Below are 13,953 nucleotides of genomic sequence, written 5' to 3'. Positions count from 1 at the left end.
AAGGTCAGCTGCGAGCCGCGGCGCTCGCCTTCACGAAGGCGGTGAAGAGCGGATGGGGATTCAGCGGGCGGCTCTTGAACTCGGGATGGAACTGGCAGGCCAGGAAGTAGGGATGGTCCTTCACTTCCACGATCTCCACGAAGACACCGTCGGGGCTCATGCCCGTGAAGCGGAGGCCCTTGTCCTCCAGAACCTTCCGGTACTCGTGGTTGAACTCGTACCGGTGCCGGTGGCGCTCGCTGATCTCCGTGCTGCCATAGGCCTTCGCGGCCTGGCTGTCCGGTGTGAGGCGGCAGGGATAGGCGCCCAGGCGCATGGTTCCGCCCAGCTCCTCCACGTCCACCAGCTCGCGCAGCTTGAAGATCACGCGGTGCTTGGGCGCGTCGTCGAACTCGGTGGAGTCGGCGCCCTCCAGCCCGGCCACGTTCCGCGCGAACTCCACCGACGCCATCTGCATGCCCAGGCAGATGCCGAAGAAGGGGATCTTGTGCTCACGGGCGTACTGGATGGACTTGATCATGCCGCGGGTGCCACGCACGCCGAAGCCGCCAGGCACGAGGATGCCGTGGCAGTCCTGGAGGAAGGCCGCCGGATCCTGGGTCTCCAGCTCCTCGGCTTCGATCCACTTGAGGTCCACATGGGTCTCCAGGCCGTAGCCGGCGTGGTGGAGAGCCTCGATGAGGCTCTTGTAGCTCTCCTTGAACTCCACGTACTTGCCCACGATGCCGATGCGGACGCTGCCCTTGGGGTTGCGGATGCGCTGGAGGAGGTTCTGCCAGGCGCTCAGGTCCGGCTCCTTCTCGCCGAGGCCCAGCAGGGCGGCGACCTTGGCGTCCAGGCCCTCCAGGTGCAGGTTCAGGGGCACCTCGTAGATGGAGTGCGCGTCCCGGCAGCTGAACACGGCATCCGGCGTCACGGAGCAGAACAGGGCGATCTTGTCCTTCAGGTCGCGGGGGATGTCCTGCTCCGCGCGGCAGAGCAGGACGTCCGGCTGGATCCCCAGCGCCCGAAGCTCCTTCACGCTGTGCTGGGTCGGCTTCGACTTCAGCTCGCCCGCGGCCTTGATGAAGGGCACGTAGGTGAGGTGCATGTTGAGGGCGTTGGCCTTCATCTGGGAATCCAGGCCCACCTCCAGCTTGAACTGCCGGATGGCCTCCAGGAAGGGCTGGCTCTCGATGTCGCCCACCGTGCCGCCGATCTCGATGATCACCACGTCCATGTCCTTGGCGACCTTCTTCATCACCCCCTTGATCTCGTCGGTGATGTGGGGGATCACCTGCACGGTCTTGCCCAGGTAGTCGCCTCGGCGCTCCTTCTGGATCACCGTGTTGTAGATCCGGCCCGTCGTGATGGTGTGGTTCTGCGTGGTGGGCACCGAGGTGAAGCGCTCGTAGTGGCCCAGGTCCAGATCCGTCTCCGCGCCGTCGTCGGTCACGAAGACCTCGCCGTGCTGGAAGGGCGACATGGTGCCCGGGTCCACGTTGAGGTAGGGGTCCATCTTCATGAGCGTCACTTTCAGCCCCCGGGCCTCCAGCAACGCGCCGAGCGAAGCCGCCGCGATCCCCTTGCCCAGGCTCGACAGCACACCGCCGGTGACGAACACGTACTTGGTCATGGGATCTCCTGGAAACGGGGTTCGGCGAAGGTCACATCTCCTCCGGGGTCTGGATGCCCATGAGGTGGAGGCCCTGGCGGAGGGCGCGGGCGGTTGCGACGCAGAGGATGAGTCGGGCGTCGCGGACTTCCGGCGCATTCTCCGGGGCCAGGATGGGGCAGTTGGTGTAGTAGCCGCTGAAGGAGCGGGCCACGGTCACGAGCTGGCGCGCGAGGGGCGTGGCCATGCAGCCTTCTGCCACGGCGGCGATGGCGCCGGGGAGCCCGGCCAGCTCGAAGAGGAGGGATTGGGCTTCGGGTGCGTCGAGGCCTGCGAGATCGCTCGGGAGCTGCGCTTCCGAGTAGGAAAGGAAAGGACCCTGGGCCGATTGGGTCTGGGCCTTCGCCGCCCAGTCACCACCGGCCTTGCGCAGCACGCTCATGATGCGGGCGTGGGCGTACTGCACGTAGGGGCCCGTGTCGCCGTCGAGCGCGATGACGCGGTCCCACGTGAAGGTGATGGGCTTCACGCGGTCGTTCATGGCGTCGAAGAACACCACGGCGCCCATGCCCAGCATCTCGGCCACCTCGGCTTTGTTGGCCAGTTCGGGATTCTTCTCGTCGATGATGGCGGCCACGCGCTCGCGAGCCTCGTCCAGCACGTCCTCCAGGAAGATGACATTGCCCTTGCGGGTGCTCATCTTGCCCTCGGGCAGCTTCACCATGCCGAAGGGCGTGTGCAGCATGCGGCCCTTGAACCAGGGATCCAGCTTGTCGAGCACGGCGAAGATCTGCTGGAAGTGCAGCACCTGGTCTGTGCCCACCACATACAGGCAGCGGTCGAAGGCATAGGCCTCCTTCCGGTAGAGGGCCGCCGCCAGGTCGCGGGTGGCGTAGATGCTCGTGCCATCGGCCTTCTGCACCAGGCAGGGCGTGCTGATGCCCACGTCCTCCAGGTCCACGATGCGGGCGCCGTTGTTGCCTTCCACCAGCAGGCCCGCGTCTTCCAGCCGCTGCATGGTCGGGACGAGCCGGTCCTCGTAGAAGGCCTCGCCCTGCTCCAGCGTGTCGAAGCTCACGCCCAGGCGGTCGTAGATGCGCTGGAACTCGCGCAGGGAGATCTCCCGGAACCAGCTCCAGAGTCGGCGGGCCTCGAGGTCGCCCTCCTCCAGGCGCCGGAACCAGCCGCGGGCCTCGTCGCGCATGGCCGGGTCGCTCTCCTCCTCGGCGTGGAACCGCACGTAGAGCTGGAAGAGCCGGAAGAGGGGCGTGCGGCGCTTCTCCGGCGCGGGTTCCGCCCAGTCGAAGTCCTGCTCGAGGTTCGCGTTCTCCGCCTGGGCCCAGCGGGTGTAGGCCGCCAGCAACGTGCCGAACTGCGTGCCCCAGTCGCCCAGGTGGTTGAGGCGGATCACCTCGTAGCCGAGGAACTGGTGGGCCTGGGCCAGGGTGTGGCCGATCATGGTGGAGCGCAGATGGCCGATGGTGAAGAGCTTGGCGATGTTGGGCGAGCTGTACTCGACGATCACCTTCTTGCCGTTGACAGGCCGTGAACCGAATGGCCGGTTCGCGGGAGAAGCGAGGATGGCTCCCAGCACCGACTGGGCGCGGGTCTCCGGCGCCAGCTTCAGGTTGAGGTAGGGGCCCGCCGCCACGAGCGAAGCCCCTTCGATGGCGATGGAAGCCGCCAGTTCCTGCGACAGCTGCACGGGGTTCTTCCCCAGCTGCTTGGCGGCACGGAAGCAGGGGAAGGCCAGGTCCCCCAGCTCGCCCGTCTTCGGCCGCTCGAGCGTGATCTCCACGCCAGGAAGGGCCGCCGCCAGCCGCTGTTCGAAGGTGTTCCGCAGTGCATCCATTCTGGTCAGTCCTCAGTCCTCAGTGCTCAGTCAATCCGCCAGTTCGGCCAGGGCCTTCTCGTAGTCCTCGGTCTTGGGGGCCACGCCGTGCCAGCCGGCCTGGTTCTCCATGAAGCTCACGCCCTTCCCCTTCACGGTGCGGGCGCAGACCATCACGGGCTGGCCCTTCACAGTCCGGGCCCAGGCCAGCGCCTCCAGGATCTGGGTGAAGTCGTGGCCGTCGATCTCCTTCACGGCCCAGCCGAAGGCGCGCCACTTGTCCGCCACCGGGTTGATGTTCATGACCTTCTTCACCTCGCCGTCGATCTGCAGGCCGTTCAGGTCGTGGAAGACGCAGAGGTTGTCCAGCTTGTGGTGGGGCGCGGCCATGGCCGCCTCCCAGATCACGCCCTCCTGGCTCTCGCCGTCGCCCACCACGCAGTAGACGCGCTGGGCCGCCTGCTGCACCTTCAGGCCGAGCGCGATGCCCACGGCCTGGGGCAGGCCCTGGCCCAGGCTGCCGGTCGTCACCTCCACGCCGGGCGTGTAGTGGTTCTCGGCATGGCCCTGGAGCCTCGTGGGGTACTGGCGGAAGGTCTCCAGCCAGGCCCTTGGGAAGAATCCCTGGTCCGCGAGGAGGGCGTACTGGGCGGGGCAGGCGTGGCCCTTGGAGAGCACGAAGCGGTCACGGGCGGGGTTCGCGGGGTCCTCGGGGAACACGGTCATCTCGTGGAAGTAGAGCGCCACGCCGATGTCGATCCAGCTCAGGCTGCCGCCGGGGTGGCCGCTCTGGGCCTTGTAGACCTGCAGCAGCACGTCCCGGCGCAGGGCTTTCGCCTTCGCCGCCAGATCCACGACGGACTCCAATTTCTTCTGAGGCATGACCCCATCCTTCCCGGGAGGCCATTCGCCTCCGACCAGGATGCCCTGGGGAGGGGCGCTCCGGAAGGGGGCGAATGGGCCTTCAGCCCCGCCTTTTGCCCTTGACCATCAGGCTTTTTGCGATAGGATGGTCTTTCGCGCTTCCCGGGGTTTCCAGGGGAGCTGGAGATCCCGCCCATGGCCAACCACAAGTCCGCTGCCAAGAAGGCCCGTCGCGATGCCGAGGCCCGCCTCCGCAACCGCAGCAACCGCTCGACCCTGAAGACGGCCGTCAAGAGCTTCCTGGCCCTCATCGCCGGCGGCAACAAGGCCGAGGCCGCCAAGCAGCTTCCCCTGACCCAGGGCCTCGTGGACAAGGCCTGCCGGAAGGGCGTCATGCACAAGAACGCCGCCGACCGCACCAAGTCCCGCCTGGCCCAGAAAGTGAACAACCTGGCCTAACCAGCCTCCCATCTTGCGCAAAGGACCCGGAGAGCCGGGTCCTTTGTCATGCTAGGGGCATGATCCCGGTTCCGCTCCTGCTCCTTGCCGCCCCTGCCCCGATGCCCGAGGCCCAGAAGATCGAGGCGCTCATCCAGGCGGTGGCATCGCTCCAGGGCGCCGTGTTCATCTGGAACGGAAGCGAGCACACCCCGGCCCAGGCCGCGGAGCACCTTCGCCTGAAGTGGCGGAATGCCGGAAAGCGAGTAAAGACCGCCCCGGAGTTCATCCAGTACTGCGCCACGGGCAGTTCCATGAGCGGCAAGCCCTACGAGATCCGGCTGACGGACGGACGCACGGTCCTCTCCCGGGACTGGCTGTGGACCGAGCTGAAGCGGATGGAAGCCGCGCGCTGAATCAAGTCCAGTCCGCCGGCACACGAACCTCTCCGGCCGGCGCACGGTCCCAGGCGAAGGCGCCGACGAGGTCCTCGGCCCGGCAGGGTTCCGGCCGGGCCAGGCAGCCCAGGCTCCAGCCCAGCCAGCCCAGGATCTCGGGCACGGCGACCCCTCCGGCCATCAGGGCCGCGACACCCAGCGCGCCGGCCCGCTTGCCCAGGCGACCCCCGTCCGGTGCGGCCACCAGGCCCAGGTGCGCGTAGGCGGGGCGCGGCAGGCCCAGGGCCTCCTGCAGGCGGACCTGGGTGGCGGTGACGGGTCGCAGGTCCGCGCCGCGCACCACCTCCGTCACGCCCTGGGCCCCGTCATCCACCACCACCGCCAGGTGGTAGGCGAAGCACCCGTCCCGGCGGAACAGGAGCGGATCGCCCGTGAAGACGGCGGGATCGTCCGTCTGAGCCCCGAGCACGCGGTCCTCCCAGGCCAACGGACCTTCCGGCAGCCGCAGCCTCAAGGCCCGGTCAAAGCCCTCCCAGGCCCGGTCCCGGCAGCGGCCGGGATAGGGCCGCAGGCCGTCCTCCGCGTGGGGCGCCGAGGCGAGCAGCTGCAAGTCCTTGCGGGTGCAGGCGCAGGGATACAGGCGTCCGGCCGCGTGCAGCGTCTCCAGGGCCGCGCGGTAGGCCGCGCCGCGCTCGGACTGCCAGACCACGGGCGCGTCCGACACCAGGCCGATCGCGGCCAGATCCCGCAGCTGCGCCTCGCCCAGGTCCCGGCGGCAGCGAGGGCCGTCCACATCCTCCAGGCGGACGAGCCACCGCCCCCCCGCCGCGCGCGCCGACAGCCAGGACGCCAGCGCCGTGCGCAGGTTCCCCAGGTGGAGGATCCCGGTGGGCGAAGGCGCAAAGCGGCCGGTGGTCATGGATGGGAAGCCATCAGCGTCCGGCTGTCAGCTCTCAGCAGAAAGCTGACAGCTGAGCGCTACCACCCCAGCAGATACGCGAAGATCAGCGGAGCCACGATGGTGGCATCGCTCTCGATGATGAACTTGGGGGTGTCGATGCCCAGCTTGCCCCAGGTGATCTTCTCGTTGGGCACGGCGCCGGAGTACGAACCGTAGCTGGTGGTCGAGTCGCTGATCTGGCAGAAGTAGCCCCAGAGGGGCACCTCGGTCAGCTCCAGATCCTGGTGCAGCATGGGCACCACGCAGATGGGGAAGTCGCCGGAGATGCCGCCGGCGATCTGGAACATGCCCAGGGGCGAGGTCTTGGTGACTTCCTGGTAGTGCTTGGCCAGCCAGGTCATGTACTCGATGCCGGTACGCACGGTGTGGACATTCTTCACGTCGCCGCGGATGACGGCGGCGGCGAACATGTTGCCCAGGGTGCTGTCCTCCCATCCGGGGACGACGATGGGCACGTTCTTCTCGAGGGCGGCCAGCATCCAGGAGTGCCTGGGGTCGATCTGGTAGTACTGCTCGTACTTCCCCGATCGGAGCACCTTCTGGAAGAACTCGTGGGGGAAGTAGCGCTCGCCCTTGGCGTCGGCCTCCATCCACACCTCGAGCATCGCCTTCTCCATGCGGCGCATGGCCTCCATCTCAGGGATGCAGGTATCCGTCACGCGGTTCATGTGGCGGTCCAGGAGGCCCTTCTCGTCCTGGGGCGTCAGATCACGGTAGTGGGGCACGCGCTCGTAGAAGTCGTGGGCCACCAGGTTGAAGATGTCCTCCTCCAGGTTGGCGCCCGTGCAGACGATGAGGTGCACCTTGTCCTGGCGGATCATCTCGGCGAAGGAGAGGCCCAGCTCGGCGGTGCTCATGGCGCCGCCTAGGGTCACCATCATCTTGCCGCCCTTCTCCAGGTAGACCCGGTAGCCCTCGGCGGCGTCCACCAGGGCCGCGGCATTGAAATGCCGGAAGTGGTGCTTCACATAGCTGCCGACGGGTCCGAGCTTGGGCGTGGACATAAATCCTCCGAATCCTTCCATTGTGCCAGCCGCCTCACCCGGCTCCGAGGACAGATTGCGGCCCAGGCCCCCGCCCGGAAGCTCGCCCCAAAAGGAAGCGCCCGGAGGTACGGGCGCTTCGTGAGGGTAGATTTGGCGGGGTTTCGAGTGGTGGGGCGTTTCAGCGGGAGCCCCGCGAGCGGGGCTGGGATCGATTGGTGGGACGGTTGGTGGCGGGAAGCCCTTGCGGGCACCTCGCCGACCAGTCTATCACCGCCTGGCGCCCGGGACGTCAAAGGCCCCCGGCGCCACACCGCCCCGGGTCCAGTTCGTGAAGGCCAGCTCCGCCTTGCCGCCACCGGCCTCTTCGATCTCGAGGCGCGACAGTACGGACTGCCCATGGGCCTGGACCGGCGGGCCGAAACGAGCGGTGCGGGCCAGGCGCCCGGAGGCCAGCCGGAACTCTGCCTTCAGGGGCAGCGACCCCTCCTTGGCCACCCAGAGGATGACCTGGCGGGCGCTGAGCGCCGGCCGCTTGGCCGCCAGGTCCAGCCGCCAGCAGGCCCGGTCCTCCAGGGACGCTTCCGTCACCTCCCGCACGGCGTAGTCGTCGCGGAACCGTGTGCGGGCCACATCCCCGCCCGCGGCGGGGCCCAAGAGGCGCTGCTGGGGCGAGACCTTCACCGGCCGCTTCGTGCCGGGCAGCAGCAGCCACATCTCGTCACCCAGGAGCAGCACGGCGCGGCCTTTCTCCTTCTCGGAGAGCCCGTCCAGCCGGGCGTCGCCGTTCTCGCGGGCCGACACCTTCCACCGCTGGGCCACACCCGGCGCCTTCATGGCGAGCTCCACCGTGAAGGCGGGCCAGGGGTGGCGCAGGCGGTCCACCCGGCCGAGGATCTCCCCGCCCTCCGGAGCGGGGCTCTGGGCCGGGACAGGCAGGGCCGCGGCGAAGAGCAGGGCCGCGGCGAAGAGCAGGGACGTCCGCATCAGCGGCGCCCGTAGTCGTCCTGGAGCCGCTCGATGTCCGCCTCGTCGAAGGTGCCGAGGCTCACCTCCAGCACACGCACCGGATGGAGGGCGCCAGCATCGCAGCGCAGGCGGTGGGTGCTGCCCTGGGGCAGCCAGATCTCCTCGCCCACGGTGGGGCGCAGCTCCGCGCCATCGCGATCCACCACGACGCCCGGATCCAGGGCCACCCACAGCTCGCCGCGGTGCGCGTGCCGCTGCAGGCTCAGCTTCTGGCCCGGGTTGCAGGTGAGGATCTTCACCGTACAGGGCGTGTTGAGGGCGTACTGGTCGAAGGAGCCCCAGGGCTTGTCCACGTGGAGGGTGTCAGGTCGCTGCATGGTCTCTGCTCGCTGGAAAGGTTCGTTCATCATCACCGCTCGGCTCGCCTCGCGGGGGGCTCCGGGACTACCCCCGGATTGCACGCCACGCCCGTGGCGTGCTCCCGCTCACCCTCGGGGTTCGCGGACGGGGCCCCGTCCCCATGGCTTGTCAACGTGGAGGGTGTCAGGTCGCTGCATGGTCTCTGCTCGCTGGAAGGGTTCGTTCATCATCACCGCTCGGCTCGCCTCGCGGGGGGCTCCGGGACTACCCCCGGATCGCACGCCACGCCCGTGGCGTGCTCCCGCTCACCCTCTGGGTTCGCGGACGGGGCCCCGTCCCCAGGGCTTGTCCACGTGGAGGGTGTCAGGTCGCTGCATGGTCAGTCCTCAGTCCTCAGTCCTCAGTCCTCAGCTTAGAGCAGATCCTCGCGGCCTTCGGCCTTGAGGCGCTCGACGATCTGCTTGACGGTCTGGGCGCGGTCGCGGTGGCAGATGAGGAGGGCGTCGTCGTCGTCCACCACGATGAGATCGTCCACGCCGCTGGCGGCGATGAGGCGCTTGCCCCCGAAGAAGGCGCTGTTGCGGGTGTCCAGGAGCAGGGTCTCGCCCTGGCTCACGTTGCCTTCAGGATCTGTTTCCTGGAACTCGATGGCGGCGGGCCAGGAACCCACGTCGGACCAGCGGAAGCGGGTGGGTACCACCGCCACCGTCTCGGCCTTCTCCATGAGGGCCACGTCGATGGCCACCTTGGGCAGCTGGCGGTAGGCGGCGCCGAGGGCCGCGGGGTCCGCGCCCGCCGCCACCCAGGCGTCCAGGGGCTTCAGTACTTCCGGCGCATGCTTCGCCAGACCCTCGCGGAAATCGGCCAGGGTCCACACGAACATGCCCGCGTTCCAGTAGTGCCGGCCGGATTCGAGGTACTGGACCGCCACCTCCACCGGCGGCTTCTCGCGGAAGGCCACCACCTTCTGCACGGGACCGTGGCCCTCGGATTCGATGTAGCCGTAGCCCGTCTCCGGGTACGTGGGCCTGATGCCGAAAGTGACCAGCTCGTGCTCCCAGGCGGCGTGCTTCACGGCCGTCTCCAGGTCCTCCAGGAAGAGCTCCCGATCGCCGATCCAGTGGTCCGCCGACAGCACGGCCATGACGCCATGGGGCACCTTCCGCTCGATCTGAACCAGGGCCAGGGCCAGGCAGGGCGCGGTGTTGCGGCCCTCGGGCTCCACGATCACGTTCTCCGGCGGCAGTTCCGGCAGCATGCGGCGCGTCTCGGCCGCCAGGTCCTCCGTGGTCACCACGAAGATGCGCTCGGGAGCCACATGGCCGTCCAGGCGGCGCACGGTCTGGTGGAGCAGCGTCTCCGTGCCCACGATGGCCAGGAACTGCTTGGGGCGGGCGTTGCGGCTGCGGGGCCAGAACCGGGTTCCCCGCCCCCCGGCCATCACGACGGCGACCAGGGAATCCTTGTGGCTATCCGACATCACCTGCCTCCTGCAATCCTGCGACCTTCCAGGGGAACATGGGCCCGGCGCCCCTCACAAGCCATCTAGCGTGAAAGGATGTCCACCAGATCGCTCAGATCCTCCGGAGGCGCGGGCGGAGAATCAAGGATGCGCGCCAGGGGCTGGACCGCGAGGGCCCCGGCCACCTCGCCCAGGTAGAAGCCGCCCTTCCCCGCGCCCAGGAGCCGCACGGCCTCGGCCCCCCAGCGGCAGCCCCAAATGCGGTCCAGGGCGGAGGGGCTCCCGCCGCGCTGGATGTGGCCGAGCACCACCACGCGCAGGTCCAGGCCGTAGTCCCGACGAAGCCGGTCGCCCACGGCCACGGCGCTGCCCAGGCCGTCGCCTTCGGCCACCACCACGATGGAGCTGCGCTTGCCCCGCAGCCAGTTGGCGTTGAGGCGCGCCACCAGGGCCTGATAGGAGCCGTCCGGCGACTCGGGATAGAGGACGGCCTCGGCCCCGCAGGCCAGGGCCGTGTGGACGGCCAGCATGCCGGAGCTGCGCCCCATGACCTCCACCAGGAAGAGCCGTCCGTGGCTGGAGGCCGTGTCCCGGATGCGGTCGATGGCCTCCACCGCCGTATTCAGGGCGGTGTCGAAACCCAGGGTGCGATCCGTCCCTGGCAGGTCGTTGTCGATGGTGCCCGGAATGCCCGCGCAGGGGATGCCGTGCTCGCGCTGGAGGGCCTCGGCGGCCCGGAAGCTGCCGTCCCCCCCGATGATCACCAGGCCCTGGATGCCGGCTTCCCGCAGGTTCGCCGCGGCCTCGGCGCGCCGGGCCGCCTCGTGGAATTCTGGACAGCGGGCCGTGTGCAGCACCGTCCCGCCCCTCTGGAGGATGTTGGCGCAGGCGCGGCTGGGCATGGGAGACCAGTCCTTCTCCAGCACCCCCTGGTAGCCGCGCCGGATGCCCCAGGCCTCGTGACCCAGGGCGTCCGCCTGGCGGACCGCCGCGCGGATGGCGGCATTCATGCCCGGAGCGTCCCCCCCGGAGGTGAGGACGCCAATCCTCATTTCGCCTTCCGGTGGGCCGGCAGCTTGGAGCGGGACACCGAGCCCCTCCCCTTCCCCTTGGCGGCAGCCGATCTGCTCCGCTTGCGGACCTTGCCCTTGACCCGCCGGCCCTTACGGGTGTCCTTCACGTGGGCTTCCGGCGGCGGCAGGGGGGGCGGCTCGACGATGCCTCTGGGCACCGGCGGGAGATCCCCCTCGGAGATCCCCTGGGCCGAGGCTCGCTCGGCCCGGATCTTCATCACGGGATCGTCCTGGGGCCGCGGGGCGGCCACCAGCCCCAGGGCCAGGCTGCTGATGAACAAGACGCGTCGCGGCATGGTCCCTCCTGTAATCAATTATCGCGCATCCGGGCGGATGCGGCGCTCCACCTCTCCTGTGCGCCGCGTTTTGGATTCGTCCCCCCGGCCCCCCTCGCGATAAACTTGCTGATTCAGGGATCAATCCCGGCCCGACCTCAACAAGTCCGGAGTTTTCATGACCATGCAATCCGGTTCCGCCCCCGTGGACGGCACGGCCCTCACCGCCTGCCTGAAGCCTTTCCCCGCCTCCACCAAGATCCACGTGGCCGGCAGCCTCCCGGGCGTCCAGGTGCCCTTCCGGCAGGTCCAGCTTCAGCCCACCCGGGATTTCCAGGACCGCCTCACCGAGAATCCGCCCGTGGTGCTCTACGACACCTCGGGCCCCTACACCGACCCCGCCGTGACCATCGATGTGGCCAAGGGCCTGACCCCCCTGCGCCAGGACTGGATCCTGGGCCGGGGCGACGTGGAGGCGCTGCCCGGCGCCACCAGCCTCTACCGCAAGCTGCGCGAGCGCGACCAGGAGCTGGATGCCATCCGCTTCCACGCCGACCGCAAGCCCCTGCGGGCCAAGGCCGGGAAGAACGTGTCCCAGATGCACTACGCCAAGCGGGGCATCGTCACGCCCGAAATGGAGTTCATCGCCATCCGCGAGAACCTGGGCCGCGAGGCCGCAGGCATCAAGAGCCGAATCACGCCCGAGTTCGTGCGTGACGAGGTCGCCCGGGGCCGCGCCATCATCCCCGCCAACATCAACCACCCGGAGACCGAGCCGATGATCATCGGCCGGAACTTCCTGGTGAAGATCAACGCCAACATCGGCAACTCCGCCGTGGCCTCCAGCATTGAGGAGGAGGTCGAGAAGATGGCCTGGTCCATCCGCTGGGGCGCCGACACGGTGATGGACCTCAGCACCGGCAAGAACATCCACGAGACCCGCGAGTGGATCCTGCGCAACAGCCCCGTGCCCATCGGCACCGTGCCCATCTACCAGGCCCTGGAGAAGGTGAACGGCAAGGCCGAAGACCTCACCTGGGAGATCTTCCGCGACACGCTCATCGAGCAGGCCGAGCAGGGCGTGGACTACTTCACCATCCACGCCGGCGTGCTGCTGCGCTACGTGCCGCTGACCGCCAAGCGCGTCACCGGCATCGTCTCCAGAGGCGGCAGCATCATGGCGAAGTGGTGCCTCGCGCATCACCAGGAGAACTTCCTCTACACGCACTTCGAAGACATCTGCGACATCATGAAGGCCTACGACGTGGCCTTCTCCCTGGGCGACGGGCTGCGCCCCGGCAGCACCGCGGACGCCAACGACGAGGCCCAGTTCGGCGAACTGGAGACGCTCGGCGAACTGACCAAGATCGCCTGGAAGCATGATGTGCAGGTGATGATCGAGGGCCCCGGCCATGTGCCCATGCACCTCATCCAGGAGAACATGACGAAGCAGCTCGCCGTGTGCGATGAAGCTCCCTTCTACACGCTGGGGCCCCTCACCACAGACGTCGCGCCCGGCTACGACCACATCACCTCGGCCATCGGCGCCGCCATGATCGGCTGGTTCGGCTGCGCCATGCTCTGCTACGTCACGCCCAAGGAACACCTGGGCCTGCCCAACAAGAAGGACGTGAAAGACGGCGTCATCGCCTACAAGATCGCCGCCCACGCCGCGGACCTGGCCAAGGGCCATCCCGGCGCCCGGATCTGGGACGATGCCATGAGCAAGGCGCGCTTCGAGTTCCGCTGGGAGGACCAGTTCAACCTGGCCCTGGACCCCGACACCGCCCGCGAGTTCCATGACGAGACCCTGCCCGCCGAGGGCGCCAAGACCGCCCACTTCTGCTCCATGTGCGGCCCCCACTTCTGCTCCATGAAGATCTCGGACGACGTGCGGCAGTACGCCGAAGCGCACGGCTACAACGAGGAAGAGGCCCTGAAGAAGGGCATGGAGGAGATGGCGGAGACGTTCGTGCAGAAAGGTGCGGAGGTTTATCAGAAGGCTTGATCCCCACCGCCAGGCGTTACGGAAAAGCCCCGCCTCAGGTGGGGCTTTTCCATGGGCGGACGCGTATCATCGGAGCGGTTCCATCACCCCAAGGAGGCAGTCATGGCCGCGAAGAAGATCCTCATGCTCGTGGGCGATTTCGGAGAGGACTACGAAATCATGGTGCCCTTCCAGGCCCTGCTGGCCGTGGGCCACACGGTCCACGCCGCGTGCCCCGACAAGAAGGCCGGCGAGTCCGTGGCCACGGCCATCCACGACTTCGAGGGCCACCAGACCTACTCGGAGAAGCCCGGCCACCGCTTCGCCCTCAACGCCACCTTCGCGGACATCAAGCCGGACCAGTACGACGCCCTGGTGATCCCCGGCGGCCGCGCCCCCGAGTACCTGCGCCTCAACCCCAAGGTGCTGGAGATCGTCCGCCACTTCTTCACCGCGAAGAAGCCCGTGGCCGCCATCTGCCACGGCGCCCAGATCCTTTCCGCCGCGGGTGTGCTCGAGGGACGCACCTGCTCCGCCTATCCCGCCTGCCGCGCCGAAGTGGAAGTGGCCAAGGGGAAATACGCCGACATCGCCATCGATGGCGCCGTCACGGACGGCAACCTGGTCACGGCCCCTGCCTGGCCCGCCCATCCCGCCTGGATGGCCCAGTTCCTGACCGTGTTGGGGACCCGCATCACGCTTTAGGGCGGGCAACCACGCCCGGACTTGGCCTTCCAGTGGCCTCGTCGGGGCTTGGG

At 68.4% G+C, this 13,953-nt stretch carries 14 protein-coding genes; 4 read left to right on the top strand and 10 right to left on the bottom strand.

Going from position 1 to position 13,953, the window contains the following annotated elements; all coding sequences use genetic code 11:
- Window positions 1–4: 4 nt before the first annotated feature.
- The 3 genes from ML539_RS09920 to ML539_RS09910 are packed head-to-tail and all read right to left on the bottom strand — an operon-like array spanning window position 5 to window position 4,307.
- On the bottom strand, window positions 5–1,615 hold the full coding sequence (locus ML539_RS09920; protein WP_243323052.1) for a CTP synthase: 1,611 nt from the start codon (window positions 1,613–1,615) through the stop codon (window positions 5–7).
- Window positions 1,616–1,646: 31 nt separating this feature from the next.
- Window positions 1,647–3,446: an arginine--tRNA ligase gene (gene argS, locus ML539_RS09915; RefSeq protein WP_243323050.1), complete on the bottom strand. Its 1,800-nt coding sequence runs from the start codon at window positions 3,444–3,446 to the stop codon at window positions 1,647–1,649.
- A 30-nt stretch (window positions 3,447–3,476) separates the two neighbouring features.
- Window positions 3,477–4,307 (bottom strand): transketolase, encoded by an 831-nt coding sequence (locus ML539_RS09910; protein WP_243323048.1) that lies wholly within the window; start codon window positions 4,305–4,307, stop codon window positions 3,477–3,479.
- Window positions 4,308–4,484: 177 nt separating this feature from the next.
- Between ML539_RS09910 and rpsT the strand changes: the two genes are divergently transcribed.
- Window positions 4,485–4,748: a 30S ribosomal protein S20 gene (gene rpsT / locus ML539_RS09905; protein ID WP_026853326.1), complete on the top strand. Its 264-nt coding sequence runs from the start codon at window positions 4,485–4,487 to the stop codon at window positions 4,746–4,748.
- 59 nt (window positions 4,749–4,807) lie between these two features.
- Window positions 4,808–5,143, top strand: a complete 336-nt coding sequence (locus ML539_RS09900; RefSeq protein ID WP_243323039.1) for a DUF5329 domain-containing protein — start codon at window positions 4,808–4,810, stop codon at window positions 5,141–5,143.
- A 1-nt stretch (window position 5,144) separates the two neighbouring features.
- Here the strand turns inward: ML539_RS09900 and gluQRS are convergent, their stop codons facing one another.
- From gluQRS to ML539_RS09865, 7 genes are all read right to left on the bottom strand, one after another.
- On the bottom strand, window positions 5,145–6,044 hold the full coding sequence (gluQRS, locus tag ML539_RS09895) for a tRNA glutamyl-Q(34) synthetase GluQRS (RefSeq protein ID WP_243323029.1): 900 nt from the start codon (window positions 6,042–6,044) through the stop codon (window positions 5,145–5,147).
- Between the two features lie 59 nt (window positions 6,045–6,103).
- Window positions 6,104–7,090, bottom strand: a complete 987-nt coding sequence (locus ML539_RS09890; RefSeq protein WP_243323028.1) for a deoxyhypusine synthase family protein — start codon at window positions 7,088–7,090, stop codon at window positions 6,104–6,106.
- 249 nt (window positions 7,091–7,339) lie between these two features.
- A complete protein-coding gene (locus tag ML539_RS09885; protein ID WP_243323026.1) occupies window positions 7,340–8,056 on the bottom strand; it encodes an outer membrane lipoprotein-sorting protein in 717 nt (238 codons plus the stop codon).
- Window positions 8,056–8,415 carry a phosphomannose isomerase type II C-terminal cupin domain gene (locus ML539_RS09880; protein WP_243323025.1) on the bottom strand — a complete coding sequence of 120 codons (360 nt, stop codon included), beginning with the start codon at window positions 8,413–8,415 and terminating at the stop codon, window positions 8,056–8,058. Before ML539_RS09880 ends, ML539_RS09885 begins: the two co-directional genes overlap by 1 nt.
- Window positions 8,416–8,810: 395 nt before the next feature.
- Window positions 8,811–9,878, bottom strand: a complete 1,068-nt coding sequence (locus ML539_RS09875) for a sugar phosphate nucleotidyltransferase (RefSeq protein WP_243323015.1) — start codon at window positions 9,876–9,878, stop codon at window positions 8,811–8,813.
- 65 nt (window positions 9,879–9,943) lie between these two features.
- Window positions 9,944–10,912 (bottom strand): ATP-dependent 6-phosphofructokinase, encoded by a 969-nt coding sequence (locus ML539_RS09870; protein WP_243323013.1) that lies wholly within the window; start codon window positions 10,910–10,912, stop codon window positions 9,944–9,946.
- Window positions 10,909–11,229 carry a hypothetical protein gene (locus ML539_RS09865; protein WP_243323011.1) on the bottom strand — a complete coding sequence of 107 codons (321 nt, stop codon included), beginning with the start codon at window positions 11,227–11,229 and terminating at the stop codon, window positions 10,909–10,911. The genes ML539_RS09870 and ML539_RS09865 overlap by 4 nt, the downstream gene beginning before the upstream one ends.
- 157 nt (window positions 11,230–11,386) lie before the next feature.
- On the opposite strand from ML539_RS09865, the gene thiC reads away from it, so the two are divergent.
- Both thiC and ML539_RS09855 read left to right on the top strand, forming a co-directional pair.
- Window positions 11,387–13,216, top strand: a complete 1,830-nt coding sequence (gene thiC, locus ML539_RS09860) for a phosphomethylpyrimidine synthase ThiC (RefSeq protein WP_279341599.1) — start codon at window positions 11,387–11,389, stop codon at window positions 13,214–13,216.
- 102 nt (window positions 13,217–13,318) lie between these two features.
- The gene (locus tag ML539_RS09855) at window positions 13,319–13,900 is read left to right on the top strand and encodes a DJ-1/PfpI family protein (protein ID WP_243323005.1); all 582 of its coding nucleotides are present in this window, start codon (window positions 13,319–13,321) and stop codon (window positions 13,898–13,900) included.
- Window positions 13,901–13,953 lie beyond the last annotated feature (53 nt).

Origin of the sequence: Geothrix sp. SG200 (genome assembly GCF_022808935.1) — a bacterium.
Classification (GTDB): domain Bacteria; phylum Acidobacteriota; class Holophagae; order Holophagales; family Holophagaceae; genus Geothrix; species Geothrix alkalitolerans.
This window is presented reverse-complemented; position numbering and strand designations above follow the sequence as displayed.

Bases quoted from the DNA above. Each gene is read 5' to 3' on its own strand.
- ML539_RS09900 (WP_243323039.1), top strand. From the start codon at position 4,808: ATGATCCCGGTTCCGCTCCTGCTCCTTGCCGCCCCTGCCCCGATGCCC.
- ML539_RS09880 (WP_243323025.1), bottom strand. From the start codon at position 8,415: ATGCAGCGACCTGACACCCTCCACGTGGACAAGCCCTGGGGCTCCTTC.
- ML539_RS09890 (WP_243323028.1), bottom strand. From the start codon at position 7,090: ATGTCCACGCCCAAGCTCGGACCCGTCGGCAGCTATGTGAAGCACCAC.
- rpsT (WP_026853326.1), top strand. From the start codon at position 4,485: ATGGCCAACCACAAGTCCGCTGCCAAGAAGGCCCGTCGCGATGCCGAG.
- argS (WP_243323050.1), bottom strand. From the start codon at position 3,446: ATGGATGCACTGCGGAACACCTTCGAACAGCGGCTGGCGGCGGCCCTT.
- ML539_RS09920 (WP_243323052.1), bottom strand. From the start codon at position 1,615: ATGACCAAGTACGTGTTCGTCACCGGCGGTGTGCTGTCGAGCCTGGGC.
- ML539_RS09865 (WP_243323011.1), bottom strand. From the start codon at position 11,229: ATGCCGCGACGCGTCTTGTTCATCAGCAGCCTGGCCCTGGGGCTGGTG.
- thiC (WP_279341599.1), top strand. From the start codon at position 11,387: ATGACCATGCAATCCGGTTCCGCCCCCGTGGACGGCACGGCCCTCACC.
- ML539_RS09855 (WP_243323005.1), top strand. From the start codon at position 13,319: ATGGCCGCGAAGAAGATCCTCATGCTCGTGGGCGATTTCGGAGAGGAC.
- ML539_RS09870 (WP_243323013.1), bottom strand. From the start codon at position 10,912: ATGAGGATTGGCGTCCTCACCTCCGGGGGGGACGCTCCGGGCATGAAT.
- ML539_RS09885 (WP_243323026.1), bottom strand. From the start codon at position 8,056: ATGCGGACGTCCCTGCTCTTCGCCGCGGCCCTGCTCTTCGCCGCGGCC.
- ML539_RS09875 (WP_243323015.1), bottom strand. From the start codon at position 9,878: ATGTCGGATAGCCACAAGGATTCCCTGGTCGCCGTCGTGATGGCCGGG.
- ML539_RS09910 (WP_243323048.1), bottom strand. From the start codon at position 4,307: ATGCCTCAGAAGAAATTGGAGTCCGTCGTGGATCTGGCGGCGAAGGCG.
- gluQRS (WP_243323029.1), bottom strand. From the start codon at position 6,044: ATGACCACCGGCCGCTTTGCGCCTTCGCCCACCGGGATCCTCCACCTG.